The sequence below is a fragment of the Halovivax ruber XH-70 genome, from assembly GCF_000328525.1.
Lineage (GTDB): Archaea > Halobacteriota > Halobacteria > Halobacteriales > Natrialbaceae > Halovivax > Halovivax ruber.
On the sequence record NC_019964.1, the window covers coordinates 2781403 to 2806692 of the forward strand.

A 25290-nucleotide genomic window follows, 5' to 3' on the forward strand; every position below is an offset into this window, starting at 1 on the left:
ATCCTTTTTGCCGGACCGGCCGAACGGCTATCAAATGGGAACTGGCTCGGATATGTACCGACAGCAGATCCTCGATCACTACAAGAACCCCCGTAACTACGGGGAACTCGAGGATCCAACGTTCAGTCACGTCGGCGAGAACCCGATGTGTGGCGACGAGATCCGAATGGACGTCGTCCTCGACGAATCCGACGACGGGGCCACGATCGAACAGGTCGCGTTCAGCGGCGACGGCTGTGCGATCAGCCAGGCCTCGGCAAGCATGCTCACGAGCACGCTCCAGGGGAAAACCGTCGACGAACTCCTCGCGATGGAACGCGACGACGTCACCGACATGCTCGGCGTCGACATCTCACCGATGCGCATCAAGTGTGCGGTCTTAGCCGAGAAGGTCGCCCAGGACGGCGCGGAGATCTACCGCGGCGACGCGGACGACGAGAAGACGACGATCGAAGACGGCGACGGCGACGACTAACAACGAACTTTTTCCGGTTCGGGTTCGCCTTCGGCGAACCACTCACCGCAAAAACTTCGATGAAAAAGGCCGGCGGCGGAGCCGCCGGTGAACCGCGCTCACTCCGTTCGCGCGGATGCTAGCGTTCTACCGCAGTGAGCGCCGCCTGTCTGTGCTCGACAACAAGTTCGATTTCTGCCTTCTTGTCTTCGGGATCTTCCAGACCGTCGAGCCACCGGCAATCAGCGTAGAAGGTGACAAGCGCGGTGACCTCGTCGTCGGAGAGCCGACCGAGGTTGCCCCCGATCGAGGCGTAGACGGTCGGCGGTTCGACGCGTTCCGTAACCGCTTCGTACTGTCCATCACTGATCATCTCGTCCAGATAATCGTACGAGCGTAATTCAGCGGCCAACGCTCCACGAAGGCGGTCGGTTCGATCGCGCTCGCGCTTCCAGTACAGAATTCCGGACCCGACTGCGGTCGTGATCGAGCCGATGAGCGCCCCGAGCACGAAGCCGGTCGCGGTCCCGAGCATGTGGCGTCTGAGGGTGGATCGGCGGGTAGGTTTGTGGCTTGCAGCTAGACTGCTGTGCCGAGCGGTGCGGGAGACGTAGGTTCGCACCCGCGAGCGCCGTGGCGCTCGCGGCCTTTTTCATCGAAGTTTTTCAAGGAGTGGTTCGCGCGGAGCGCGAACCCGACGCAGAAAAAGTTCGGTTCTATTCCGGAACGAGACCTTCGTCCTCGACGCGCATGACGGCTTCGCCGTCGGCGAGGTTGGGTGCGTCGACGAGGCGGACGATCCGCTTGGTGCCTTTGGACTTGCGGAGGTACATGCGGAAGGTAGACTTGTGGCCGAGGATGTTGCCACCGATTGGCTGGGTCGGGTCGCCGAAGAACGAGTCGGGGTTCGAGGCGACCTGGTTCGTGACGATGACGGCGCAGTTGTAGAGGTTGCCGACCTTGTCGATGTCGTGGAGGTGCTTGTTGAGTTTCTGCTGGCGGCCGGCGAGTTCGCCACGGCCGACGTACTCGGCGCGGAAGTGAGCGGTCAACGAGTCGACACAGAGGAGTCGGACGGGGTAGTCGGAGTCTTCGTGTTCGCTGGCGAGTTCCTTCGCCTTCTCGGCCAGCAGCATCTGGTGGTTGGAGTTGAAGGCCTTCGCGACGTGGATCTTCTCGAGGACGGCATCGACGAGTTCCTCGATCGCCGCTTCGTCGTCGGCCGAACCCTCGATCTCGCGGTCCTCGAGGGCCGCCTCGATGGCCTCTTCGGGGAGGCCCCGAACCATGTCATCGATTCGCTCCGGGCGGAAGGTGTCCTCGGAGTCGACGAAGATGCACGAGCCGTGGAGGCCACCAACTTCCTTGGGGAGCTGGACGTTGACAGCCATCTGGTGGGTGACCTGGGACTTCCCGGCACCGAACTCGCCGTAGACTTCGGTGATCGACTGGGTCTCGATCCCGCCGCCGAGGAGGTCGTCGACCTCGTCGATGTGCCAGGAGAGTTTGCCGATCTTGTTGCGCCGTTCGAGGACGGTGGAGCCGGTCTCGAAGCCACCGACGTCGGCCGCATCACGGGCGGCCGAGACGATGTCTGCGGCCGTCGACTCGCCGACGTCCGCCGTGTTCGACAGTTCCGACGGGGAGGCGACCGCCAAACTCTGGAAGGAGTCGAAACCTGCATCTGAGAGCTTATCCGCCGTGGCCGGGCCGACGCCCGGTAGCGTTTCGAGGTCTACGTCTGTTGCCATACATCTCGCTTGCGCCGGATGGGGTATAAACCCTCGTTAACAGGAGGGTGAAAGTGAAAGTGCCCGGAGGCGGGGTGCTGGAGACACAGCCGACAGCGAGGGACGAGACCGCTCCAGAGAGGGAGAGCTGGGAGGAAGGGTTCGTGGAGAGGCGCGGATCGCTAGGTTGAGCTGAGAGTTGCGACACCGAGCGCACCGGCGAGGGTCACTCCCAGGGATGGATCCCGTTCTCGCTCGGCCAGAGCGGGTACCAGTACTCCTTGTCGTCCTCCACGTCGAGTTCGCCGTCGAGGACGGATTCGAGTTTGAACTCGACGCTGTGGGCACGGTCACGGTCGCCCGCGGGCGCGAAGGGGTAGAACGAGCCACGTCGGAAGGAGTAGATCCAGTAGGCCCGCTGCGACGAGGTACTGTCGCCGGCCCGCGCCTCGTTGACCTCGTAGCCGAAGACGGCGGCGAGCAGGCGTGAGCCGTAGCCCTGTTCGACGAAGGTGTCCGCGGCGAAGTGCATGCTCGTCACCAGATCTTCGGGGTCGTCGTCGGCGAGAACTACCCACTCGTAGCCGTGGCCATCGGCCGTGACGGTGAACTCGGTGCCGGTCTCTTCCTGGCCGGCTTCGAGGATCGCCTCGACGTCGTCGACGGTCTCGTGGAAACTGCTCGCGTCGACCCCAGAGAAACACAGCGCCGCTTCGCCAACCGACTCGTATCCCAGATCGGCCTGCATCGTCATGTAAGCGGTGCTCATGCCGAAGAGGTCCTCCGGGTCGGCCTCGCGACGGGCGTCCGCTTCGGCGCGAAGCCCCAGTGCCGCTCGCAAACCGTCGAGTACTCCCATACGCCAACTGGGGGATGGACATCCAAAAGGGTACGCGGATCTGTCCACCCGTCCCGTCGCTCCCACCGGCCAGCCCGCTCACGCAACAAAGGGGCCGACTCAGACAGACGTACAGAGACAGCCCGCCCATTTCCAGCCGTTCTGCGGCTGGAAACGGCGATCAGTTATAAACCAGATCGTTGATATGAAAAAATCCCTCGTGAGTAAACGGATGGATTTATACCGAAAGAGTTAGTCAGACATCACAATGACCGTGGACGTACGCCGACTTGCTGGGCTCAGCGGGTCGTTCTTCGGCACTGGGCTCTGTCTCGCATTCGGCCTCTACAACGGCGTCCAACAGTTGACGCTGATCACGACGCTCCCCTGGCTCGTCGTCGAGATCGTGACCGTCAGTGCCGTCCCAGCAGTACTCGTGTTCACCGTACTGGCAACGCTCTCGGGACTCATGCTCACGCGCGAGGTGTTCTCCAGTCCCGATCCGAACGAACGACTGTCCGAAGGGCCGCCGATCACGGCGATCGTCCCCGTCTACGGAGACGGCGACGTGCTCCCTACGAGTGTCGAGTCGCTCCTCGAATCGAACTACAGCGACGTCTCCGTCGCGATCGTTACGGAACCCGGTGACGACGAGACCATCGCCGTCGCCGAGGAACTCGCGTCACACCCGGACGTCCAGGTCCTGACCAATCGGCAGCCGGGATCGAAAGCGCGTGCGATCAACGATACCGTTGCCCGCCTCGACGCCGAATACTTCTGTGCGTTCGACGCCGACGAGTGGGTCGATCCGGACTTCGTCCCGACGGCGATGTACGCTCTCGTCGAGGAGGATCGAGACGTCTTCCAGGCACGACGGGTCCCACGAGCGAACGGGCCGGTCGAGACCCTCGCTTACTGTGAACGGCTGCTGTTTCACGCGAGTTACAAACTCGTCGAGCCGCTCGGCTTCACCTACTGCCGGAGTTCGTCGTCGGCGTTCACCCGCGAGGCCTTCGACGCCGTCGGCGGGCTCAACGACGTCGTCACCGAAGACATCGACTTCGCTCACACCTGCTTCCGGCAGGGGCTCGACGTCCGCCAGGCACGGAACCTGACGAACGAGATGGAGGCACCGCACACGATGCGTGACCTCTGGGGCCAGCGAAAGCGCTGGCGACTCGGCCACATCGAGGTCTTCCAGAAGGCGCTGACCGGCGGGTTCGAACCGACCGGACTGCGCGGGGCGGCCTCGACGCTCAGACTCGCGACGAGTCTCACCGCGAGCGTCTTTATGGTCGCGCTGGTCTCGAAGGTGGCCGTCCTCGCGTACTACGGCTACACCGAGTACGCCCTGCTCCCGCTGGTGGCCGTGGCGGCGACGGTCCTTCCCGTCCTGTATCACGATAGCCGGAAGGGCCACATCCCCGACCTCTCCTGGAGTGTGTTCCTCGCGCCGCTGGTCTATCCCGGATTCGGGATCGTGACCATCCGGTGTGCGTTCGAGTACGTCTTCAGCTGGGACGGCGAGTGGTATCAGGTCGAGAAGACCGGGGCGTAGTGAACGCGGGATTCAATTGGGGAAGCCGGTCAGCACGCATCCTTCGAACGTCGGAGCCAGTCGGGCGATCGGTTGCGAACCGCCGCCCACGCGGCGGTAATCCACCCATCGTGGGCGGTTGGCTCAGAAACTCTCCATCTCGCGTTCGAGTGATCGGAGCTGTTCGATTCGCTTCTCGGTTGGCGGGTGCGTCGCGAACAGCCGCCCGACGATGCCGGACTTGAGCGGGATGATGAAGAAGGCGTTCATCTCGGCCTCGTCGCGAAGATCGCTGTCCGGAATGTCCGCGACGCCGTCTGAGATGGAGACGAGCGCGGAGGCGAGGGCCGATGGCTTGCCCGTGATCGCCGCCGCACCACGGTCGGCCGAGTACTCGCGGTAGCGCGAGAGCGCACGCATGAGGAAGTAGCTGATGATCCAGACGACCAGCGAGATGAGGATGGCGACGATGATGCCACCGCCACCACGATTACCGCCGCGGCGACCGCCCCCGAAGAAGGCACCCCAGCGGACGAACATGAACGCGATCGTCCCCAGGAGGGAGGCGAAGGTCATCACCATCATGTCGCGGTTCTTCACGTGTGCGAGTTCGTGTGCGAGCACGCCCTCCAGTTCGTCCTGATCGAGTGTGCGAAGCAAGTCGGTCGTCACGGCGACGGCCGCGTTCTTCTGGTTGCGACCCGTCGCGAACGCGTTCGGCACGTTTTCGTCGACGACGGCCACTTTCGGTTTGGGCAGGTCTGCCTGCTGGGAGAGGCGCTCGATCGTCCGGTGGAGGTCCGGATACTCCTCGGCGGAGACCGTCTTCGCACCCATGCTCTTCAGCGTGAGCGTGTCGCTGAAGTAGTACTGGACGATCGAAAAGCCGCCGAAGAGGACGATGAAGATGAACGGGCCGCCGCTTGTGTACAGTGTGATCCCGCCGGCGAAGACGATATACAGGCCAAACAGCAGAAACATCGTGACCCCCATTCGCGCCCGAAGTCCCCAGTCCGGTTTCCATTGCATACGAACACGTACGTAGCGTGACGGGATAAACGCCGTGTTGGGCGACGACCCTGCCGCCTGCCTCGGAAGCGTCCACTCGTCCGCACAGCCCAGCCAGTGTGAATATAACCATCGGATGGAGCCGGTAGTGAACCCCTTCGTTTCGCGTGGAAACCACTCGACTCGGTGACGTCTGACGCGCCGGGGGAAACGCAGGCTGCTGGTTTCGATCCCTCGGATGGGCGCGAGATGTGCCGGGGACGTGGACGGGCACTTCCAGGCGGTGTGGCGGGAACAGAGACGGGCGTTCCCCGGCGGCTCGGTCTTCGTAGCCAATGCCGGAGACGAATCGCCCAGATGGCGATCCACCGGTCGAACGCGCCGCTTATCCGAATCCGGTCCCAATTCCGGTCCATGAGCGAGTCACGCGCGTTCTGTCCCCGATGTGGGGGGCAGGTCCCGGAACGACCACCCGACGACGAGGCGACGGAGTCACTCCGGCCGTCTGCGTCCGTCGACCTCTGCCGGTCGTGTTACTTCGACGACTTCGAGTTCGTCGACGCACCCGACGAACTCACCGTCCCCGTCTGTGCCCGCTGTGGTGCAGTTCGAAAGGGTGAACGCTGGGTCGACGTCGACGCCGTCGATTACACCGACGTCGCGATCGACGCGGTGAGCGAGGCACTCGGCGTCCACGTCGACGTCGAGGATGTCGCCTGGCAGGTCGAACCCGAACACGTCGACCAGAACACGATCCGGATGCACTGTCACTTCACCGGGGTCGTCCGCGACGAGCCCGTCTCCGAGGAGGTCGTCGTGCCGGTGACGATCGCCCGCGGAACCTGCACCCGGTGTGGGCGGATCGCCGGCGACTACTACGCCAGTCTCGTCCAGCTCCGTGCGACAGAGCGCACGCCGAGCACCGAAGAGCTAGCGCGCACGAAGGAGATCGCGAACGAGGTCGTGGCAGACATGGAGGCCACGGGCGATCGAAACGCCTTCGTCACCGAGATGGGCGAGGTCGACGCTGGCCTCGACGTGAAGGTGTCGACGACCAAGATCGGCAAGAAGATCGCCTACAAGGTGGTCGAGGAGTTCGGCGGTACCGTCACCGACTCGGAGACGCTCGTCACCGAAGACGAGGACGGCAACGAGGTCTACCGCGTCACGTTCGCCATCAGGCTCCCGCCGTACACGCCCGGTGACGTCGTCGACCTCGCGGACGACGATGACGGCCCGGTCCTCGTCCGCAGCGCCCGGGGTAATCTGAAAGGCGTCCGGCTGACGAGCGGGGAACGCTACGAAGCGGCCCACGAAGACGGCGTGAGTCCGGACGCACGGAAGCTCGGGACACAGGAAGACGGCGTCGAGACGACGCTGGTCACCGTCGAGGACGAGCACGCGATCCAGGTGCTCGACCCGGAGACCTACGAGGCGAAGACGATCGCGCGCCCGGACTACGTCGACCCCGACGCGGAGACGGTTCGCGTTCTCAAGAGCCGAGCCGGCCTGCACGTCCTGCCGGACCAACAGACCGACGAGCGAGCGAGTGACGGCGGATGATGGAGCGGGGAAAGCGGATGATTGAGCAGCTGACAGCGGATGATCGGGGCGAGTGAGAACCGATGAGTGACGAGCGTACTTCGAACGACGACAACCACGACCGTGCGTCGAGCGACGAGGTCCCCAGTCGAGTCACCGACGACGTCCTCGATCAGGTCGCCGAGAACGGCCCGCTCGCCGTCCTCGTCTCGGAACCGCGAACGGAGATCGCGATCGAATCCCTCCGCACCGAGGGCGTCTACGACGACGAGCGCGCCGTCAGCCCGTCCACTGATGGGAAGATCACACTCCCAGTGACCCGGCCGCCCACGGAGACACAGGTCGTCGACATCGTTCGACAGGTGGATCCGACGTATCGGACGACCGATCTCGACGACGTGCTCGAAGCGCGGGGCTGGACCGAAGCGGACCTCGAAAACGCCCCCGGCTCCTGGGCCGTCGTCGGGGACGTCGTCCTCGTGACGATCCCGCCAGCGTGTCCCGACGAGGAAGCCGTCGCAGACGCACTGCTCGACCTCCACGGCGGCGCGGCGACCGTCCTCGCAGACGAGGGCGTCGACGGCGTCGGACGCGAACCGCAGACCCGTCACCTCGCTGGCGAGCGGGACACGGAGACGGTCCACGTCGAACACGGCACGCACTATGCGCTCGATCCGAGCGAGGTCATGTTCTCTCCCGGCAATCAGGCCGAACGGGTCCGGATGGGCGACGTCGTCGAGACCGACGAACAAGTCCTCGACATGTTCGCCGGGATCGGCTACTTCACGCTCCCGATGGCCCGCGCCGGCGCCAGCGTGACGGCGACGGAACTGAACCCGACCGCGTTTCGATACCTGCTCGAGAACGCCGTCGCAAACGGCGTCGCCGACAGGATCGACGCGTACAACGCCGACTGTCGCGACGTCGCGCCAGGCGTGCGAGTGGACAGAGTGGTCATGGGCTACTACGGGACGAGCGCCGCCGATAGCGATCCGCACCACTCCGGAGCCGACACCTCCCGATCGAGCGAGGAACCCGAGTCGCGGGCAAACGCCGGCCACGAGTTCCTCCCGGTCGCGCTCGACGCGCTCGAGTCGGGCGGCACCCTCCACTATCACGAGGCCTGTCCGGAAAGTCGCCTCCCTGACCGACCGCGATCGCGACTCGAACGCGCGGTTGCAGACGCCGGCCGTGAACTCGTGGACGTCGAGCAACGCCGCGTCAAGACCCACAGCGCGGGCGTCGTCCACGTCGTCCTGGACGCGACGGTCGAGTGAAAATCTGGACGGCCGGTCGAACGTGACGGAGTCGTCGACACACGCCAAACGGCGGACGACGGTGCAGCCATCGGCGGCGTCACCGACAGCCAGGGGACACGGCTCGGCGGACGCGACGGGCAGGCGAGAGTCGACGCGACGCCAACGAGCGCCGCGGGCCGGTCGTGACTTTCATGAGAGTTCACCGTGTGGGCCGACCATGGACAAGAATCAGCTCATCGCGATCCTGTTCGCGTTCCTCATGGTCTCGTCCGTGGTCGCGTACAGCGCCTCGGCGCTTCTCTGAAGACGGCTCGACCGCACCGATCACCCGTCGGTGTCCCAGACGTCCGCCAGCGGGCTCGACTGTTCTCGGCGGGAGCGTCGTGTCGGGGAGTCAGTCGAATCGCTCTCGGTGCCGGGCGGCGAGCGGTCGGGTGTCGGCGCGGGGGTCGCACTCGCGTCGCCGACTGCGGCCGATGGCTCGAACGCCGGGAGGTCCGGCGTCGACATGCGATCGACCTGTTCGGCGAACCAGTCGGGCATGTCGGATCGAGCGCGGTCGAAACAATCGAGCAGGCTCTCGTCGGCGAGGTAGGTCGCCCCGTAGTCGTCGGGGGCACGGACGACGCGACCGCAGGCCTGCATGACCGTTCGGAGCGTCGCCCGGTAGTACCAGGCCCACTGTCCCTCGGCGAGGCGGTGGGCCACCCGGGAGTCACTGGTGTTCTGGAACGGGGCCTTGCAGAGGACCTGCCAGCGCGCGAGGTCGCCCTTCAGATCGAGCGCTTCCTCCATCTTCACCGAGAGGAAGACGTCGGACTCGTCCGAGGCTTTCCAGGCGTTCAGGGCGGCGTCGCGGCCGTCGCGATCGTGCGTTCGGACCCGGGCACCGACGCCGAAATCGGAGAGTGTGTCCGCGAGTTGCTCCTGGATGTCGTAGGAGTGGGCGTGAACGATCCCCTTCTCGTCGGGATGGGCCGCCATGATCCGGACGATGGCGCGGGCGATCTTCGGGAGCGTCTCGTCGCGGTGCTCGTAGGTCATCTTCCCCTGCGTGACGTCGTATAGCGGCCGGTTCTCGACGGGGAAGGTGTGGCCGACATCGACAAGCGCGACGTCGTCGGGGTCGAGGCCGACCTGTCGACAGAACGCGTCCTTGTTGAGAATCGTCGCCGAGAGCAAGGCGAACTTGTTCCCCCGATCCCAGACCGTGTGCGCGAGGTAGCGCTCGGGGTCCATCGGCTTGATCGTCACCGGCCCGCCTGCGGGTTCGTCGCCCGCGCCGTCCGACGGCCCGACAGCCTCGTCGCTCGTCGACGCGTCGGCCGGCGGGGTAGTCTGGTCGACCAGCCACGTGGTCGGACTCTGGGGATCGCGATAGTCGGAGACGAACCAGTCGAGTTCGCCGATGAGTTCCTGCAGGCGGTCGCGCTCGCGGACCCCTGCGGGCGTGAGTTGTTCCTGGGCGAGCAACTCGTCCTTGCGGCGGGTACAGACCTCGGCGAGGTTCTCGGCGTAGGTGGCCGCGCGCTCGATCGGATCGGTGTCGGCGGCGTCCAGATCTGGCACCCGAAGGTCGTCCCAGAACGGGATCGTCCGCGGGCCGAGGTGGATCGTCGCGTACATCTCGGCCCACTCGGCGAGGCCGTGGGCTTCGTCGATGACGACGACGTCGCGCTTGCGAAAGACCTCGCTGCCCGCGGTCTGCATGAAGTACGCGAGCGTCATCGCCGCGATCTCGCGATTGGAGGCGATGGCGCGGTCGGAGAAGTACGGACAGCGGTGCTTGACGTCGCAGTCGTAGCCGCGCTCGCGCACACAGGGCGCCTGGTTCACCGGCGTACCCTCTTCGCCGGGGAGGATACAGCTGTAGTTGCCCTTCCCGCGGATGATGTTGAGGTCGGCCAGCAGGTCGTCCTCGGCGACGTCGTCTAACTGAGAGACCTGCGGCGTGGTGTAGTAGGCGCCGCTGGCCTCGCTCGGCTCGGCCTCCTCGACGGTGCGCGCACAGCCGGCTATCGCGCGAGCGAGCAGGGACTTGCCGCTGCCCGTCGGTGCGCGCACGAAGACCACGTCGTTGTCGGCCGCGAACGCGTCGCGAATGTCCTGGAGGGCTCGTTCCTGATTCCCGCGGTAACTCGGGGCGGGAAAGGCGTCGAAGATCCGCGCTGGTTGCACTGTCAGAGAGGGAGGCCGGGGTCGTCCTAAAACTGACGACTGTCCACGAACGGTGACAGTCGAAAACGGTTTCCTGGCTGTCGATTTCGATCCAGCGTCCGGCGAAACCACCACCTACTGCGCAGTAACGAGCCGATTACGAATATCGAACCGGCCATCGAAGTCGAGTGCGGAAGGGTCGCTCAGCGGCAAGAGCACCGCGGTGCCATCCGGCCCGCGGCGGCCGAGAGGCCGAGTGGCGTTCAAATCCCACCCCTTCCGCTTCTCTGAGCGCTAGCGAAGGAAGCGAAGACTGTGGGATTTGAGCAGACGAGTCGCAGCCCGGGACGCGAACGAAGTGAGCGACCCGGACCGTCTCGGCGCGTTCAAATCCCACCCCTTCCGTTGCGCGGTTCGAGGACCGCAGGTCCGAGAACCGCGATACTGCGAACGGGGAGCGTAGCGATCCGTGAGCCGCGAGGCCGAGTGATAGCGAGGCCTCGTGTACCCGAAGCAACGCAGTGCTCGGGAAACGGCGCGGCTCACGAACGCGCTCCACGAAACCGTCCAAAGAACACGCACCCTGTCACGAGCGAAGACGTGCGCACCCTGTCGACGTGCGACTGCACGTCTCATTTCCCCCCACATAGCTTTCGACCGCCGAGGGGATAACTCGCTCTCCGGGCGGGGTGAGAGTTTTTGTCATCGGGGTCGATGGTCGCGTATGGAAGTGCAGTGTCGCAACTGCGCCGGCTGCTGTCTCGACTGGCGGCCGCTGATCGACGAGAGCGAATCCAATGAGACCGACGAGAGCGAGGGCGACGACGAGACGAAATCGACCGCGTCGGCGGCCGACGACGGCCAGCGTGGGCCGTTCCCGTCGTTAGACGGCGTGGCCAACCTCGTGCCGCTAGCGCGAGACGAGGTCAGGGCGTTCGTCGACGCCGGGCTGGGCGACGTGCTGACACCGCGGCTGTGGGCGGCTGGCGAAGCCGATCCACACGTCGACGTCGGCGAACGGCGGGTCGCGGCCGTGCACGGACGACCGGCCTTCTTCATCGGGTTGCGAAAATCCCCGAAACCGGTGGCCCCGTTCGGACGAACCGAGGCTGCCGTGGTCCCGGCCTGTGTTTTCCTCGACCCGACGACGTTGCAGTGTCGGATTCACGAGGACGAACTGTATCCGGCCGAGTGTGGCGCCTATCCGGCACACAACGTCGCGCTCGATCAGCCGACCGAGTGCGAGCGAGTCGAAGCGGCGACGGGTGAGCGACGGCTCCTGTCGACCGACGGCGCGGCGGCGATTTCCGGTGAGGACGGACCGCTCTTCGGCCCACAGGCGGTCGGCGGCAAGGTGTTCTGCCATCCGGATCCGAGCGCAATCGAGGGGGCGGTCGACCGGATCGCACGCGGCGAGCCGACCGCGGCCGACCGGGCCGAGTTCGTCGCCGTCGCCGCGGCATCGAGTCCCGGCACGCTGGCGCACTCCGAACCGCACTACGAGCAAGCGCGCGAGAAGACCCTCGAGACGACCTCGTGGGCTGGTTCGGCGATCGACGAGTGGGAACGGCTGGCCGCCGCAGAGCGAGATGGGGAATCGGACGCCGGTTCGAACCTGTCCCCCGCACTCGCGGAGCAGCTCGAAGTCGATCGCGGTGCTCCGGAGACACCGGGCTGGGAGGATGGCGGAGAGACGACCGCCGACGAGACGGAACCCTGACGGTCCAGAGAGTGCGTCAGACCCCGATGGAGCCGGAAACTGGAGACGATAACTGGAGCCGGCAACTACGCTCAGTGCGCCGCACTACGGCAGCCGGGAAAAACGGACTCAGTTGGATTTGATCTCCTGGAACTGGTTCAACAGCGCTTCTGCGGAGTCGCCGGAGTCGTACTCGACCTGCCCGTGGTAGATCGTCCGTTCGTCGTCGAAGTCCGTATCGACCGTCGACGCTTGCTTCTCACGACGTTCGTGTTCGTCGTCGTCATAGGCACCCATTGACATGGTAGGTATGAACACTGTAGGGCGGTATTCGATATCAATGTAACGGTCGTTCACGACAGTCCGGGCGCTGGATGAAATCGAAAGCCAGGCCAACAGGGGTCAACATGCAGGTTCAACCCGAGTTGGTGGGCAACCGGACGACCGTGAGAAAGCGAAGACGTATGAATCTCACCGGCGTAGTTTTGATCGTGGCACGGCCGCTTCGCTTTCGATACTCGCCCAACGCCTGGAGCCCGGGGCGCGTCGACCGGCAGGTTCTCCAGCCCCTCCAGGAGAACATCGGCGCCAGCGACGTCGACACCCGATTCGACGTCGGTGGCGAGTGGCGAACCTACCGCTTCGAGATGGACAACGGGGACGTCGCCCTCTTCGCCAGCAGCGACGACGAGGCCTACTGGATGGGCAACACGGAGACCCCACAGGCGCTCTGGCGAACGAACAAGATCGGCTGGGACGATGCCCCGTATCGTATCGCCCGCTGGGCGAGACGCGAACTCCTCGAGACGCTCTACGACGAGGACCCGTGGCTCGAATCGTACCCGCACCTCTCGTGGTTCTTCCTCCCCGTATTCATGTCGAAGGACGGTCGCGATTCGACCCGGACGTTCTTTCGCGAGTACGACGGCGGCTTCCCCGATACCGACCGCGACACCGTCCTCCAGTACTTCGAAGACCTCCTCCGGCCGGGCACGCTCGATCCCTACCGACACACGATGGCCGGGAAACTCGGAACGAGCGAACACGTCGACGACGTTCGGATGAGCGCCGCCATGGCGGAGTTCATCGCCGCCAGGATCCTCACGGACGCCGGCTACGGCCTCACGCCGGAGATCGAGGTGACGACTGGTCACTCGCTCGACTTCCGCGCCGAGGGTGACGAGACCAACGTCCTCGTCGAGGTGACGCGACCGCAGGCACCCTCGACGCGCGCCGCATCGGGGCCGATCGCCGCGATCCGGGATACCGTCCAGACGAAGACCAGCGGCCAGCTCTCGAAACACGGTGGTGGGGCCGTCCTCTTCGTCGACTGCTCGTCGTTCCCCGACGACGCCTGGGCCGCCATCCGCGGCGAACGCCCCGACGTCCGTCACCGACCGGCCGTCGTCTATCGAGCCCGACCGTCGGGACATGTCGAGGGGTACCGCCGGGGATCGGTTCCAATCGATCTCGCGCCGGCGGTCGACTTCGTCGGCTGAGCGACGATCGGACCCGTTGCAGCTATCCTGCCGATTCGTGACCGGGAGCTGGCGTGGCTAGCACGGCGAGCCACAGCCCGACGATGCCGGCCAATCCCAGTACGAGGCCAGCGTAACTGATCGGGTTCAGGCCGCCGCCGATGAACAGACCGGCGACCAGCACGACCATTCCGAGGAGTAAGGCGAGCGTCGGAAGCTGAAAGCCAACGGACGGAGCCATAGCGATCGCACCACGACCAGCCACAAAAGCGTGCGCTGCGGCCGATCAGCGTCGGAAGTCGCGAGAGAAACCGCCTCAGAAAGAGAGTTGCTGGGGCTGGTAGACGCTCCCCGGTGGATTCGGATCCCGGTCGCTGTAGCCGACGCGGCCGACCGCCTTGTCGCTCAGCGCGCTCTGGAGCGTGAGCCGGAATTCGTCGGGCGACTCGAACGTCTCCCGGGATATTCGGCCGAGCGCGTCGCCGACCGTCTCGGTGCCGTTCGGGAGTTCGATCGGCTGGTCGCCGTACGCAGCGATCAGTTCGTCCGTCGTCGCCGGGTACTCGAGTTCGTCCGCGAGCGTGACGGTGCCGGGCAAGTGCATTGCGACGGGATCCACACCGACCCCAACCTTAACTATTGTCCATTATAGATATCGAGAGAGAGAGAGAGAGAGAGAGAGAGAGAGAGAGAGAGAGAGAGAGAGAGAGAGAGACGGCAGTCTTCACCGACCCGACAGACGGCGAGTTGCTCCAGCCTACCCACCCTGCGGTCGACACGCCATCACGTACGGAGACCCAATGGCTTTGGCGCCAGCACGCGTCGGCACAGCCATGACGGCGACGCGAACGGCGCCCTACGCCGATCTCCACGTACACACGACGCGGTCTGATGGTTCGCTCGATCCCGAAGCGGTCCCGACGGTAGCGGCGCGAGCGGGGCTCTCCGTCGTCGCCATCACGGACCACGACGTCGGGGCGCCGTTTGCGGGACCGACGATCGAGGCCACCGAGTGGACTGATGCCGACGCCGCACCGGCTGGACCTGGCGAGACCACAGCCAGTGAGACGCCTCCTGAGGGCGCCGACGTGACACTCGTGGCCGGAATCGAACTCCGGGTCGAACCCGCCGACGGCGAGGCCGTCGACCTGCTCGGCTACGGGCTCCGACGGACGAGCGCACTCGAGTCGACGATCGATCGGATCCAGCAGAACCGACGCGAACGCGGTCGAGCGATCGTCGACTGCGTCGCGGATCGACTCGATATCGACCTCGACGTGTCGATCGACGACGGGTTCGGTCGCCCACACGTCGCGCGTGCGATCGACGACCACCCCGACACCGATCTCGACTACCAGGAGGCGTTCGACGACCTGATCGGCAGCGACGGGCCCTGTTACGTCTCGCGGGAGCTGCCGAGCTTCGAGCGCGGCCGACGACTGCTCGCCGACGCCTGCGACGTCGTCGCGCTCGCCCATCCCCTTCGCTACCGCGACCCGAGTGCGGCGCTCGACCTGGCGAGCGAACTCGATGCCGTCGAACGCTTCTACCCCTACGGTCGGACCGTCGATACCGCGGTCGTCGAACGGGCGATCGAGCGACACGACCTGCTCGCGACCGGCGGGAGCGACGCGCACGGCGATCGGCTCGGGCTCGCCGGACTCGACCGGGCACAGTACGACCGTCTCGCCCCACCAGGCTGGTGATCGAGCGGGCGACATCGCTGCCGGGCGCCAACGTGATCGGTGATAGCGGCAGGGTCGGTCCCGAGCGGTGGGTTCAAATCGGTCGGGGATCTAGGCGGGGTATGCACTGTCATTACTGCGATCGACCGGCGGCGTTCGCCGCCGAGTCGGACGGAGTGACGGTGGGTCTCTGTGAGACGCACTTCCAGGAACGCCTGGAGGAACTCGCCGACGCCGACGGTCTCGACGCCCTCAAAGAACACGTCGACGTCGATCGAACGGAGTAACGGCCAGCGACGTCCCTCACCGCTCACTGTCTCGCCCTCAAGCTGCACTCGACACACTGTCTCCCGCTCACTAGCCCCGACAGCCGTCCCCCCGCTCCGTTTCAGGCCCCGAACGACGGTCAGCCGGCTCCCAAGCAGTAGTCCCCGACCGGGTCGAGTTGACCGCAACCACCGACCAATCACTGGTCGTGCTCCGTCGTCGAGCGACACAAACATTAAGCGACGGCCGACCCCACCCGGCGGTATGGTCGACCTCTCAGCCGACGCCATGGGGAACTTCCCGGTACCCGAATTCGAGGATCTCCCCGAGGACCTTCGAGAACGCATCGCCGAGGAGACCGAGCGCGCGGGCTTCACCCCGAACGTCTTCGCCGGGTTCGCCTACAAGCCCTCACACTTCCGGGCCTTCTTCGCGTACCACGACGCGATCGTCGACGACGCCGCGCTCGCCCGGGAGGAGATCGAGATGATCATCGTCGCCGTCTCCGGCGTCAACCACTGCTACTACTGCAACGTCGCCCACGGCGCCCTCGTGCGCATCTACGCCGAAGACCCACTGCTGGCCGACCAGCTCGTCGCGAACTACCGAACGGCGGACATCAGTGACCAGCACCGGACGATGCTCGACGTCGCCGTGAAACTCACCGAGCGACCGGCCGAAGTCACTCGCGAGGACCTCGACGAACTCGCCGACGCTGGCTTCTCCGAGGAGGCAATCTGGGACATCGGGGCCGTGACGGCGCTGTTCAACCTCTCGAACCGGATGGCGATGTTCGCGGACATGCGTCCAAACGAGGAGTTTCACACGCTGGGACGCGGCGGAGAATAGTCAGTCGCAATCTCACTCTGGATACGTCACGCTCCCGTTCGACCAGTGGACAGGCCGGTCTTCGTACAGCCGGAGACACCCGGTGTCAGGCCCCGAGCTGGACCCACCGCAGGCCTGGAATCGCCCGTCGATATAGCGCTCGACGCGCATCGCGTCCGCCGCGTCGGGGTAGGGAGTATCGTACTCGACCCGAAAGACGATCTTGCCTGGACAGGATTCGTTTCCGGCCGTCGTGTTGTGGGTCTCGAGATGGACGCGATACGCCGCGACGGTCGCCTCCGGTCGCGTCGCACGCCGAATCTCCGCCGAGACGTCGGTGTCGACCGACGTCTCGTTGATCGTGCCGACCCAGAGACCGCCGGTCGAGGAAGCAGCTCGTCCACGAACCTCGTCGTGACACCCCGCGTCGACCACCGAAACGGATTCGATACGCGGCTCCGGTGGGTCCCCACCGTCGCCGAGAGGTAACTCTCCTACGACCAGAAGCGTTGCGAGCACGGCGACGAGGGCAACGAGCAGCATCCGAACGACCGAACTCCGGAGGGATGAGCGGAATCGTTCTCCCGGATCGATAGCGGACATTAGCATTCGTTCATCCGACATAAGCGTTCAAATATCCTCCGTCTCCACTCAGGAGTCCTCGAGAGAGAGAGAGAGAGAGAGAGAGAGAGCGATAACCACCGCGAACCCGTCTAGCAGCCGGCAAATGAGCGGAGCTCGGCAGACCTCTCGATAGCAGGTATCGGAGGGGAGGGTGTTCAGCTCCCCTGATGACGTCGATACGGTTGGCCGGACGAGGACGAACGGGAGCCGACTGACGTGCGCCGCGCGATCTGTGACACCAAAACTCGCCACAGCGTTTCGAAACCGCTTAGGAACGACACCACCGACCTCCGGAGACGAGATGCAACTCCAAAGTTTCGTCCTCGCGACGGCCGTCGCCCACGTCGGACTCGCGATCTTCGTCACCGCGCACGCCCACCTGAGCGGCGAGGATCGCGGCAACTGGCCGTTGATCACGCTCTTCCTCGGGATCGCGGGCGTGGCCGGGTACTTCTTCTACGAACCGGAAAACGAGCGAATATAGCTATCGACGGCGACAGCCGATCAGGCCAGGAACACGTGCCGCGGTCGTTCTTCTAAGACGTCACGACCGTACTCGACGGTCTCGGCGAAGTCGTCGCTGCGGAAGAACGCCATCGCGTCCTCGCGCGAGTCCCAGCGGCTGGCGATGAACATGTCGTTCTCGTCCTCGCGATTGGCGAGGAGGTCGGTCTTGCGGTGGCCGTCCATGCCCGAAAGCGCCTCGCCGACGTCGGCGAAAGTGTCGACGAAGTCCGTTCTGTAGTCGGGTTTGACGGTGTAGAACATCCCCATCGTTCCCCAGGAATCGTCGTTCGCGGGGCGATCGCCCCGCTCACCATCGGCGCCAGCGGGCGCCCTGTCCCCTGCCTGCCGTACTACCTCGGGCAAGTCCGCGAGGAAGCCGGCCGCGGTCTCCGCGGCGCTCTCGGTCTCCCAGAGGCTAGCGACGGCGGTCTCGGCGTCCTCACTCGCGACCTCGGTGGGTTCGTACACTGCGGTCATCACGTGCGTGTCGTAGTGGTCGAAGTTGGTCCGGAGGCCGTCGACCTCGGAGAAGAGTTCGTCGGGGTCAGCCGCGGAATAGAGGACGACCGCGTGGACGTCCTCGCCGTGGGGCTTCCCGGCGTAGACGCCGAGGTCTTCGAGTTCACTCCGGACGCCGTCGGGCGCGCCCCCGGCGTCGTCGCCGTGTGCGTGGTCACCGCCGTGGTCGTGCGATCCGTCGCCGTGATCGTGTGTTCCGTCGTCGTGACCACTGCCATGGCCGTGTCCGCCGCCGTGGGGCCTCCCCGACTCGTCGCCGTGTGGAAAGCCGTCCGCTTCGCCGCCGTGTTCGCGGCCCGTGCCGGTCGCGTGCGGCGAGTCGGTGGCCCCCGACGGCTCGCCGGTCAGCGAGTCGCCGGCCATGTACGCACCGAGCTTCGCGGGCTCGAACTGCCGGCCAATGCGGAAGCGGCCGAATTCGGCGAACTTCGAACTGGAGGGATCGAAGCGCATCTCGTAGAGCAGGTCCTTGATGTCAGCCGGGTCGTCGGCGAAGAGGGTGACGCCCCACTCGTGGTCGTCGAGGCCGGCGCTGCCGGAGATGATCTGGCGAACTTTGCCGGCGTAGGTCTTGCCGATGTCGCCGTGACTCGACATGTGCTCGGCACGCTCGTCGAACGGCAGGTCGTACCAGTTGTACTCGGAATCGCGGCGTTTGTCCATCGGGTAGAAGCTGACGTAGTCCGCGTCGGGGATGTCGGGGTGGAGTCGCGACTCGATGTAGCGCTTCATGCCCGGGTCGGCCTCGGCATCGGGGTCGAAGTAGTCGTTCGCGCCGCCGTAGCCCGAGGCCTCCGTCACCGAGACGTACGAGTCGCTGTGCTCGGTGAACGCCGCGAGTTCGGTGCGCTCGAACCGGCGTTCGAGTGCGTTTAGATCCGAGAGCGTCGGTCGGAGGTGGATGAAACACAGATCGGCCTCGTGACCGAGAACGGCGACGCTCGTCGACCCACCCGAGTCGGCGTCGGCGACCGCCTCGGCGGCCTCGAGATAGGCGACACCGTCCGCGAGCGCCCGTTCACGTCGTCGAGCGGGCGCCTCGCGCCAGGCGTCCCAGTCGACGGTCCGAAAGTCGTGGAGCATGTACCAGCCTTCCGCGGTATCTGGTGGCGTCCGTCGGTCCATACGAAGACCTTCGGACGGCATCGTCAAGAAAGACCGGTTTTCGCCCGGTCACCCAGACCGCCACGCGTCGGGGGAACGGCCGCCGAAACCGATGGTTTTGCAGGGTACCGAAACGCTTTACCAACTTCCGTTTCAAACGAGAGCCGTATGCGGAAAAGTGGACCACCGAAGGGACTCATCGCCTATCTCGTCCTCGAGCTACTCGAAGAGAAGCCACGGTACGGGTACGAGATACTCAAGGAGATCAAGGATCTGAGCGGTGGCCACTGGGAACCGTCCTACGGATCGGTCTACCCCATCCTCTACAAGTTCGAGGAGAAGGGCTGGGCCGAGCGGATCGAACGCGAGGACGAACCGGATCGCAAGTACTTCGAACTCACCGACGACGGCGCCGAGGAACTCGCAGACCGGCGCGAGGAAACCGCCGACAACGCCCGCGAGTTCGCCGACGTCATCCTCGGCTTCTACCACGTCTACGCGGTCATCGCGACCGACGAGCGCTTTACCGTCCCCGAACTCGAGAACACCTGGCACTTCGACGAGGACTTCAGCCGCTGGATCGTCGAACAGGTCGCCAGACACCACGAACACTACTTCGACGCCGACTTCGATCGTCTCGACGAGACACCGACGGAGTTCTACGAGCGCCACGGCCTCGACGAGGAGTGAGGGAGTTGACGTGACGCCGGCGGGGTAGCGCCGGAGATACGACACCAGACCAGCCATGGCATCGCCGCGGCGACTCCCCGTCGAGAATTGAGACGGAAATTCCAGCGATACCGACGAGCGACCACGCCGGCCTCAGTGAAGCACCGTGGGAGCGAAGACCATCACGAGGAAGGTTGCGAGCATCGTCACGCCGACGGTCGTAGTGACGACGCGGACCATCCCGCGCGTCGCCTCTATGCCGGGAATGCGAGAGAGGACGGCCTCGGTCGAGGTGCGCAGGATGTGCCCGCCGTCGAGCGGGAACGCGGGGATACAGTTGAAGAAGCCGAGGTTGAGATTGATCCAGCCGGTCCAGAACAGGATGTTCGCGATCGCGAAGACGGCCGGCTCGCCGAGGACGCTCGAAACCTCGTAGAAGTTCTCGACGCCGCCGGCGAAGCCCGCGAAGTTAAAGCGCATGCCAGCGATCGCCATGATCGGGAGCATGAGGGCGATGAAGATCTTGCCGAAGAACGTCTCTCCGAGCGAGCCGAAACCGTTCGGGCTATCGCCGCCGAGGGCACTGTGGAAGGTCTCGACGGGATAGAGCTGGACACCGATGTCGTTGACCTGCATCCCCGAGATCCCGGAGTGAACGGCGGGGCCGAACTGCGTGGCGTCCGCGTCGACCGTGACGTCGAAGCTGGCCCGTTCGCCGTTCAGAAAGCCGGTCAGTTCGACCGTTTCGCCGTCGCGCTCCTCGATCAGGGATTCGAGGGCCGAGCCGTCGTGGACGCGTTCGCCGTCGGCTGTCGTCACGACGACGAACGAGTCGACCGGAGCCCCGGCGTCTGCCAGCGGACTGCCCTCGAGTACCTGCATCGAAGCGCCGATGGGAACCTCGCGAGTCTCGGTCGTTCCGTCTGCAGCCTGAGTGGTGATCGAGACGCGTTCGGCCTGGCCGACGGCGTCGACGAGTTCCTCACGCGTCGAGACGTCCTCGCCGTCGACCGCGAGGATTCGCTCGTTCAGCCCCAGGCCTGCAGGGCCGTCGGAGAGCGTCGAGACGACGATCGGCGCCCGGTCGACGGTCGCCTCGCGTTCGCCGTCGATCGTCACGGAGATCGTCCCCGCGTCGGTTTCGTCGAGTGTGTCGATGAACTCCTGATTGTCCGCGACTGCCTGTCCGTCGACGTGGGTGATTCGGTCGTGCTCACCGATGCCGGCTGCCTCGGCGGGCGAGTTGTCGACCACGCCCCCGATGGCTGCACCCGGAGCGACGGCGACGACGGAGCCCACGAGCCAGAACAGTGCGAGGAACGCGAGGATCGTCACGGCGAAGTTGTTGGTGACGCCGGCGGCGAACATGCGCGTCTGGCCGCCCCGACTCGCCGCGTCGCTGCTCTCTTCGTCCGGCTGGACGAACGCCCCAATTGGCAACACGGCGAGCATGGCGACGCCCATCGAGTCGATGTCGATGTCCTCGACCCGACAGAGCAGGCCGTGGCCGCCCTCGTGAACGACGAGGCCGATGAATAGCCCGGCGACGATACCCGGCGTGGCCGACAGCGGGAGGAAGTCGTTGACGCCGGGGATGACCAGGACGTTCTGGGGTTGCTGAATGCCGGTCGGCTGCGGCGCCAGCAGAGCGCTGATGGCCGAGATCAGCAAGAACACGAACATCCCCACCATCGCGACGAGTGCGATACCGACGCCGAGGTTCGTCCACGCTCGCCAGAGCCGCTTCGGCTGAGCCAGCCAGTCGAGGAAGTCGCGACCCCGTTTCGTGTGGAACGTCACGATCGGCCCCTGCGTCCCGATCCACTCGGGCAGGACGCCGCGCTGTTTCAGGGCGAGGAGTCCCGCCCAGTAGAGCCCGATCCCGATCAGCACCCAGGTCACGAGCGTCGATCCGAAAAGTTCGGGGACAAATCCGGCAGAGAGGGCAGCATGCATTGGTCGTCGTCCGTCCTCACGGTTTCGAGTGATTTGGGTCTGGCGCTTCGGGACTCCGTCACACGCAACTCGCTCACAGGGCCGAGGATTCGTTCACGAACGAATGGATCTGCTGACCGGACAGTCACCGCTCTCGCCGGAGGCGATCGACCACGAAGTCGCGATCGAGTTTCGCGAGGAACTGGCCGAGTTTCGGCCCCTGCTCGTCGTCGAAGAACAGGCGGTAGCCCGCGGCGAAGAAGTCGCCGACAGGAACGTCGTGGCGCTTGGCCGTCTCGTAGATCTCGCCTTGCAACTCCTCGGGGTCGTCGCCGCCGTCGGCCACGAAGTCGGCGAGGTCGGCGAGCGCCGCCCCGGTCGCGTCGTCGAAGTCGTGGGCCGGGATCGCGGCGCGTTTGAGTTCGTAGTCGAACTCGTTGCCCGTCCGTCGGGCCCACGCCTGCGCGTGTTCGACCCGATCGAGGGCGGCGTCGACGGCCCACTCGGGCGCGTCGTCGGGGATGTGGCCCTCTGTACGAGCGATCTCCTCGCGGATCGACGGGTCCTCAGTCATGCCGAGGACCGCGGCGAAGGTGTAGGAGAGGCGAATTCGGTCCGGATCGGGCTCGGAAACGACGAGCGGGTAGACCCGCTCCGCGAAGCGTTTCTCGTCTTCGCTCGCGTCGATCTCGCCGAAGTAGATGCGCTCGAAGCGATCGAACTCGTCGACCAGCTGGTCGAGCCGTTCGATGCTGAAGTCGCGGGCCTTCGAGGGATCCTTCGCGAAGAAGTATCGGAGTACCTCGGGTTCGATCAGTTCGAGGACCTCGGAGACGAGGACGACGTTGCCCGCCGAAGAGGAGAAAGGTTCGTCGTCCAGGGTGAACCACTCGTAGACCATCGGGACCGGCGGCTCGTTTTCGAGAACGGTCCTGGCGATGTCCTCGCCGCTCGGCCAGGAGCCCTCGGCGTGGTCCTTGCCGAACGGTTCGAAGTCGACGTCGAGCGCCTCCCACTGGGCGGGCCACTCGAAGCGCCAGGGGAGTTTGCCCTCGCGCAGGGTGGCCGTGCCCTCGTGGCCACAGCCCGCGATCGTCTGCTCGCCGGCCTCCAGGTCGGTGCACTCGTAGTCGACAGTTGCCGCGGTAGTGGTCTCGCGGGTCGCTTCGCTCCCCGCTCGACTATTCGAGGCGCTTCGCGCCTCGCTATCAACGTCGACGCTCGTCACCGTCTCGGTGAGCTTCCCGCAGTTCGCACAGATCGGGTTGAACGGGACGTAGTCGCCGTCGGCGTCGACCGAGTCCTGGTAGTCGGCAAGGACCTCGCGTGCGCGGTCGCGGTGTTCCAGAAGGTAACGGGTGACGGCCTCGAACGTGCCGTCCTCGTAGAGAGCCGTGTTCGAGAGCAAGTCGATGGGGACGTCCATCGCGTCGGCACTCTGTGCGATGATCGTCGCGAAGTGGTCGCCGTAGGAATCACAGCAGCCGAAGGGGTCCGGGATGTCGGTGTACGGGTGACCGAGGTTGCGCCCGAGAGCGCCAGCGTTCACGTCGCCAAGATCGACGAGGTTGCCGTCGAGATCGGCGAGCGTGCGGGGAAGTTTCCGGAGCGGGTCGCGATCGTCGGCCGTGAAGACCTGTTTGACCTCGTGTCCGCGCTCGCGGAGCACCTCGGCGACGAAGTAGCCGCGCATGATCTCGTTGACGTTGCCGAGGTGGGGCACGCCAGAGGGGGAGATCCCGCCCTTGACGACGATGGGATCGTCGGGGTCGCGCTCGCCCGACTCGATCCGACGCTCGATTCGGGTTTCCACCCGGTCGGCGACGGCGTCGGCCCAGAAGACGTGGTGGTCGTCGGTCCCTTCCTCGCCGTCGCCGCGCTGGAGCGTGTACGGGTTCGTTTCGGCGGCCCCGCCGTCGCCCGAAGAATCAGCTGCGGCGTCGGCTCGCGGATCGGCTGTGGCGTCGTCTGCGCTCATCGGTCGTCGAGCGCCCAATAGGAAGGTTCGTCGCCGGCGCTCGTTGGGATTACGTCGGTTCCGTCGTGCGATCCGGAGCGGACGGCGCGGGCGATCCGGTCGGGGTCGGTGCCGTCGATGACGATGGTTCGCATCCCCGAGCGCTGGATGATCTTCGACGCGAGCAGGTCCACGGGTGCGGACGCGCCCGCGGTCATCTCCAGATCGGCGACGACGTCGACGAGGTCGCTCGCGGTCAGTTCCTCGAACTTCGTGGCGCCGTCGTGCTCGTTGGGATCGTCGCTGTAGACACCCGGAACGCTGGTCGCGTAGACGAGGAGATCGGCGTCGATGTACTCGGCGAGGGCGGCACTCACGGCGTCGGTCGTCTGGGCCGGTGCGACGCCGCCCATGACGGAGAGTCCGTCACGCCGGAGCGCCTCCGCGGCCTCCTCGTAGTCGTGGGCCGGCGCAGTAACGGAATCTTCGCCGAGCGCCGCGATCAACAGGCGTGCGTTCAGGCGCGTCACGTCGATGCCGAGCTGGTCCAGTTCGATCTCGTTCGCGCCGAGATTCCGCGCCGCCCCGATGTACTCCCGGGCGACGCCGCCGCCTCCGACGACACAGCCCACGCGACAGCCCTCGGCGACGAGGTCCTCGACGACGGCTGCGTGTTTCGACACCCGCTCGGAACCGGGTTCGGGCATCAACACGCTGCCACCGATGGAGACGACTACTTTCATGCTGTCGCGTCGTAACTCGGTTGGAATCTTAAGGGTTGTCAAGTGCGTGGATCCGAGCGAAGCGAGGATCCACGGTTATCGAGCGGGGAACGAAGTGACCCGCGAAGTGCGTGGACGCGAGGGGACCGAGAGTCCACGTTTATCGAACGGCGAACGAAGTGAGCCGTGAGATGCGAGAGGGCCTGAGCGCACGCGAAGGCCCTCGACTTTCTGAGCGGCGACCACCGGGAGCCGCGAAGTGGGCGGCCCGGAGTAACGCTGAGGGCCGCCACCTGCCGAACGGAGAGCGAAGTGACCCGAAAGGTACGAGGCGAAACCGGAGAAGCTGCAGTAGACCCCGATTTCTGCGGAGACAACTGGGTGAGTGAGCAGCCCAACGGAAGCAGAACCTCGCTAGCGACCATACCCAACAATAGCTATAGAGAATCTGTTCCAGGTACTGCTTTAAGTCATTAGGAACAGTATAAACCGAACAAAAATTGTTAACGGCTAGTTTTACCACGGTAACGGACGGGTAAATGGGCACAAGTGTTCATTATTGATTATTATCTGGATTAGCTGAATAAAAGAATATGTCCAAATATACCTATAGTTATGTCCCCCAGACAAGTAATTTCCAGATTGTAAGTGAATTAAGACGTTTCGTTGGGCCTGTAGAACGTGATGAATATAACCAGAGTCGTCCATCGCGAAATAAATAATAACCAATGGTAGACAAGTTCACGAATAGTTAATACAAAAGTTGTGATG

At 65.0% G+C, this 25290-nt stretch carries 24 protein-coding genes and 1 tRNA gene; 12 read left to right on the forward strand and 13 right to left on the reverse strand.

Features of this window, described 5'->3' with window-relative positions; translation table 11 throughout:
• Positions 1-34 precede the first annotated feature (34 nt).
• A complete protein-coding gene (gene sufU / locus HALRU_RS13395; protein WP_015301925.1) occupies positions 35-475 on the forward strand; it encodes a Fe-S cluster assembly sulfur transfer protein SufU in 441 nt (146 codons plus the stop codon).
• A gap of 118 nt (positions 476-593) precedes the next feature.
• Here sufU and HALRU_RS13400 read toward each other — a convergent pair whose 3' ends face one another.
• The 3 genes from HALRU_RS13400 to pspAB form a co-directional block, all read right to left on the reverse strand.
• Positions 594-989: a hypothetical protein gene (locus HALRU_RS13400; RefSeq protein ID WP_015301926.1), complete on the reverse strand. Its 396-nt coding sequence runs from the start codon at positions 987-989 to the stop codon at positions 594-596.
• A 181-nt stretch (positions 990-1170) separates the two neighbouring features.
• Entirely contained in the window at positions 1171-2205 is a 1035-nt protein-coding gene (gene radA / locus HALRU_RS13405; RefSeq protein WP_015301927.1) for a DNA repair and recombination protein RadA, read from the reverse strand.
• 205 nt (positions 2206-2410) lie between these two features.
• The gene (gene pspAB / locus HALRU_RS13410) at positions 2411-3043 is read right to left on the reverse strand and encodes a PspA-associated protein PspAB (RefSeq protein ID WP_015301928.1); all 633 of its coding nucleotides are present in this window, start codon (positions 3041-3043) and stop codon (positions 2411-2413) included.
• Positions 3044-3290: 247 nt separating this feature from the next.
• On the opposite strand from pspAB, the gene HALRU_RS13415 reads away from it, so the two are divergent.
• A complete protein-coding gene (locus tag HALRU_RS13415; RefSeq protein ID WP_015301929.1) occupies positions 3291-4580 on the forward strand; it encodes a glycosyltransferase in 1290 nt (429 codons plus the stop codon).
• A gap of 123 nt (positions 4581-4703) precedes the next feature.
• Here the strand turns inward: HALRU_RS13415 and htpX are convergent, their stop codons facing one another.
• A complete protein-coding gene (htpX, locus tag HALRU_RS13420) occupies positions 4704-5588 on the reverse strand; it encodes a zinc metalloprotease HtpX (protein WP_015301930.1) in 885 nt (294 codons plus the stop codon).
• A gap of 393 nt (positions 5589-5981) precedes the next feature.
• Here htpX and HALRU_RS13425 point away from each other — a divergent pair, with 393 nt between their 5' ends.
• Positions 5982-7130 carry a 60S ribosomal export protein NMD3 gene (locus HALRU_RS13425; protein ID WP_015301931.1) on the forward strand — a complete coding sequence of 383 codons (1149 nt, stop codon included), beginning with the start codon at positions 5982-5984 and terminating at the stop codon, positions 7128-7130.
• A 62-nt stretch (positions 7131-7192) separates the two neighbouring features.
• A complete protein-coding gene (locus HALRU_RS13430) occupies positions 7193-8386 on the forward strand; it encodes a class I SAM-dependent methyltransferase (RefSeq protein WP_015301932.1) in 1194 nt (397 codons plus the stop codon).
• A gap of 306 nt (positions 8387-8692) precedes the next feature.
• Here the strand turns inward: HALRU_RS13430 and HALRU_RS13435 are convergent, their stop codons facing one another.
• On the reverse strand, positions 8693-10546 hold the full coding sequence (locus HALRU_RS13435; protein ID WP_015301933.1) for a helicase C-terminal domain-containing protein: 1854 nt from the start codon (positions 10544-10546) through the stop codon (positions 8693-8695).
• 171 nt (positions 10547-10717) lie between these two features.
• Between HALRU_RS13435 and HALRU_RS13440 the strand changes: the two genes are divergently transcribed.
• Positions 10718-10807, forward strand: a tRNA-Gly gene (locus tag HALRU_RS13440).
• Between the two features lie 442 nt (positions 10808-11249).
• Entirely contained in the window at positions 11250-12245 is a 996-nt protein-coding gene (locus HALRU_RS13445; RefSeq protein ID WP_015301934.1) for a YkgJ family cysteine cluster protein, read from the forward strand.
• A gap of 108 nt (positions 12246-12353) precedes the next feature.
• Here the strand turns inward: HALRU_RS13445 and HALRU_RS15765 are convergent, their stop codons facing one another.
• Entirely contained in the window at positions 12354-12527 is a 174-nt protein-coding gene (locus HALRU_RS15765; RefSeq protein ID WP_007702017.1) for a DUF5786 family protein, read from the reverse strand.
• A 188-nt stretch (positions 12528-12715) separates the two neighbouring features.
• Here HALRU_RS15765 and HALRU_RS13450 point away from each other — a divergent pair, with 188 nt between their 5' ends.
• A complete protein-coding gene (locus HALRU_RS13450; RefSeq protein ID WP_148680538.1) occupies positions 12716-13723 on the forward strand; it encodes a DUF5784 family protein in 1008 nt (335 codons plus the stop codon).
• A gap of 22 nt (positions 13724-13745) precedes the next feature.
• Here HALRU_RS13450 and HALRU_RS13455 read toward each other — a convergent pair whose 3' ends face one another.
• Positions 13746-13943 (reverse strand): hypothetical protein, encoded by a 198-nt coding sequence (locus tag HALRU_RS13455; protein WP_015301936.1) that lies wholly within the window; start codon positions 13941-13943, stop codon positions 13746-13748.
• A 75-nt stretch (positions 13944-14018) separates the two neighbouring features.
• Positions 14019-14306: a DUF5789 family protein gene (locus HALRU_RS13460; RefSeq protein WP_015301937.1), complete on the reverse strand. Its 288-nt coding sequence runs from the start codon at positions 14304-14306 to the stop codon at positions 14019-14021.
• A 229-nt stretch (positions 14307-14535) separates the two neighbouring features.
• Here HALRU_RS13460 and HALRU_RS13465 point away from each other — a divergent pair, with 229 nt between their 5' ends.
• The 3 genes from HALRU_RS13465 to HALRU_RS13470 all read left to right on the forward strand — a co-directional run bounded on the left by HALRU_RS13465 (position 14536) and on the right by HALRU_RS13470 (position 16503).
• Positions 14536-15408: a PHP domain-containing protein gene (locus tag HALRU_RS13465; RefSeq protein WP_015301938.1), complete on the forward strand. Its 873-nt coding sequence runs from the start codon at positions 14536-14538 to the stop codon at positions 15406-15408.
• 101 nt (positions 15409-15509) lie between these two features.
• On the forward strand, positions 15510-15674 hold the full coding sequence (locus HALRU_RS15770; protein WP_007702009.1) for a DUF6757 family protein: 165 nt from the start codon (positions 15510-15512) through the stop codon (positions 15672-15674).
• Positions 15675-15918: 244 nt separating this feature from the next.
• Positions 15919-16503: a peroxidase-related enzyme gene (locus HALRU_RS13470; protein ID WP_015301939.1), complete on the forward strand. Its 585-nt coding sequence runs from the start codon at positions 15919-15921 to the stop codon at positions 16501-16503.
• A gap of 12 nt (positions 16504-16515) precedes the next feature.
• Here HALRU_RS13470 and HALRU_RS13475 read toward each other — a convergent pair whose 3' ends face one another.
• Positions 16516-17085, reverse strand: a complete 570-nt coding sequence (locus tag HALRU_RS13475; protein ID WP_216086538.1) for a hypothetical protein — start codon at positions 17083-17085, stop codon at positions 16516-16518.
• A 322-nt stretch (positions 17086-17407) separates the two neighbouring features.
• Here HALRU_RS13475 and HALRU_RS13480 point away from each other — a divergent pair, with 322 nt between their 5' ends.
• Positions 17408-17590 (forward strand): hypothetical protein, encoded by a 183-nt coding sequence (locus HALRU_RS13480; RefSeq protein ID WP_015301941.1) that lies wholly within the window; start codon positions 17408-17410, stop codon positions 17588-17590.
• Positions 17591-17610: 20 nt separating this feature from the next.
• Here HALRU_RS13480 and HALRU_RS13485 read toward each other — a convergent pair whose 3' ends face one another.
• Positions 17611-19257, reverse strand: a complete 1647-nt coding sequence (locus tag HALRU_RS13485) for a heme-binding protein (protein ID WP_015301942.1) — start codon at positions 19255-19257, stop codon at positions 17611-17613.
• Between the two features lie 147 nt (positions 19258-19404).
• Between HALRU_RS13485 and HALRU_RS13490 the strand changes: the two genes are divergently transcribed.
• Entirely contained in the window at positions 19405-19926 is a 522-nt protein-coding gene (locus tag HALRU_RS13490) for a PadR family transcriptional regulator (protein ID WP_015301943.1), read from the forward strand.
• Between the two features lie 132 nt (positions 19927-20058).
• On the opposite strand, the gene HALRU_RS13495 is transcribed toward HALRU_RS13490, so the two are convergent.
• The 3 genes from HALRU_RS13495 to pyrH all read right to left on the reverse strand — a co-directional run bounded on the left by HALRU_RS13495 (position 20059) and on the right by pyrH (position 24540).
• The gene (locus tag HALRU_RS13495) at positions 20059-21861 is read right to left on the reverse strand and encodes a site-2 protease family protein (protein ID WP_015301944.1); all 1803 of its coding nucleotides are present in this window, start codon (positions 21859-21861) and stop codon (positions 20059-20061) included.
• Positions 21862-21985: 124 nt separating this feature from the next.
• Complete coding sequence (gene lysS, locus HALRU_RS13500) at positions 21986-23818, reverse strand: lysine--tRNA ligase (RefSeq protein ID WP_015301945.1); 1833 nt, start codon at positions 23816-23818, stop codon at positions 21986-21988.
• A complete protein-coding gene (gene pyrH, locus HALRU_RS13505; RefSeq protein WP_015301946.1) occupies positions 23815-24540 on the reverse strand; it encodes a UMP kinase in 726 nt (241 codons plus the stop codon). Before pyrH ends, lysS begins: the two co-directional genes overlap by 4 nt.
• Positions 24541-25290 lie beyond the last annotated feature (750 nt).

Bases quoted from the DNA above. Each gene is read 5' to 3' on its own strand.
- HALRU_RS15765 (WP_007702017.1), bottom strand. From the start codon at position 12,527: ATGTCAATGGGTGCCTATGACGACGACGAACACGAACGTCGTGAGAAG.
- HALRU_RS15770 (WP_007702009.1), top strand. From the start codon at position 15,510: ATGCACTGTCATTACTGCGATCGACCGGCGGCGTTCGCCGCCGAGTCG.
- pyrH (WP_015301946.1), bottom strand. From the start codon at position 24,540: ATGAAAGTAGTCGTCTCCATCGGTGGCAGCGTGTTGATGCCCGAACCC.
- radA (WP_015301927.1), bottom strand. From the start codon at position 2,205: ATGGCAACAGACGTAGACCTCGAAACGCTACCGGGCGTCGGCCCGGCC.
- HALRU_RS13480 (WP_015301941.1), top strand. From the start codon at position 17,408: ATGCAACTCCAAAGTTTCGTCCTCGCGACGGCCGTCGCCCACGTCGGA.
- HALRU_RS13485 (WP_015301942.1), bottom strand. From the start codon at position 19,257: ATGGACCGACGGACGCCACCAGATACCGCGGAAGGCTGGTACATGCTC.
- HALRU_RS13400 (WP_015301926.1), bottom strand. From the start codon at position 989: ATGCTCGGGACCGCGACCGGCTTCGTGCTCGGGGCGCTCATCGGCTCG.
- HALRU_RS13465 (WP_015301938.1), top strand. From the start codon at position 14,536: ATGACGGCGACGCGAACGGCGCCCTACGCCGATCTCCACGTACACACG.
- HALRU_RS13495 (WP_015301944.1), bottom strand. From the start codon at position 21,861: ATGCATGCTGCCCTCTCTGCCGGATTTGTCCCCGAACTTTTCGGATCG.
- HALRU_RS13425 (WP_015301931.1), top strand. From the start codon at position 5,982: ATGAGCGAGTCACGCGCGTTCTGTCCCCGATGTGGGGGGCAGGTCCCG.
- HALRU_RS13475 (WP_216086538.1), bottom strand. From the start codon at position 17,085: ATGTCCGCTATCGATCCGGGAGAACGATTCCGCTCATCCCTCCGGAGT.
- lysS (WP_015301945.1), bottom strand. From the start codon at position 23,818: ATGAGCGCAGACGACGCCACAGCCGATCCGCGAGCCGACGCCGCAGCT.
- HALRU_RS13445 (WP_015301934.1), top strand. From the start codon at position 11,250: ATGGAAGTGCAGTGTCGCAACTGCGCCGGCTGCTGTCTCGACTGGCGG.
- htpX (WP_015301930.1), bottom strand. From the start codon at position 5,588: ATGCAATGGAAACCGGACTGGGGACTTCGGGCGCGAATGGGGGTCACG.
- HALRU_RS13455 (WP_015301936.1), bottom strand. From the start codon at position 13,943: ATGGCTCCGTCCGTTGGCTTTCAGCTTCCGACGCTCGCCTTACTCCTC.
- sufU (WP_015301925.1), top strand. From the start codon at position 35: ATGGGAACTGGCTCGGATATGTACCGACAGCAGATCCTCGATCACTAC.
- HALRU_RS13490 (WP_015301943.1), top strand. From the start codon at position 19,405: ATGCGGAAAAGTGGACCACCGAAGGGACTCATCGCCTATCTCGTCCTC.
- HALRU_RS13430 (WP_015301932.1), top strand. From the start codon at position 7,193: ATGAGTGACGAGCGTACTTCGAACGACGACAACCACGACCGTGCGTCG.
- HALRU_RS13415 (WP_015301929.1), top strand. From the start codon at position 3,291: ATGACCGTGGACGTACGCCGACTTGCTGGGCTCAGCGGGTCGTTCTTC.
- pspAB (WP_015301928.1), bottom strand. From the start codon at position 3,043: ATGGGAGTACTCGACGGTTTGCGAGCGGCACTGGGGCTTCGCGCCGAA.
- HALRU_RS13460 (WP_015301937.1), bottom strand. From the start codon at position 14,306: ATGCACTTGCCCGGCACCGTCACGCTCGCGGACGAACTCGAGTACCCG.
- HALRU_RS13470 (WP_015301939.1), top strand. From the start codon at position 15,919: ATGGTCGACCTCTCAGCCGACGCCATGGGGAACTTCCCGGTACCCGAA.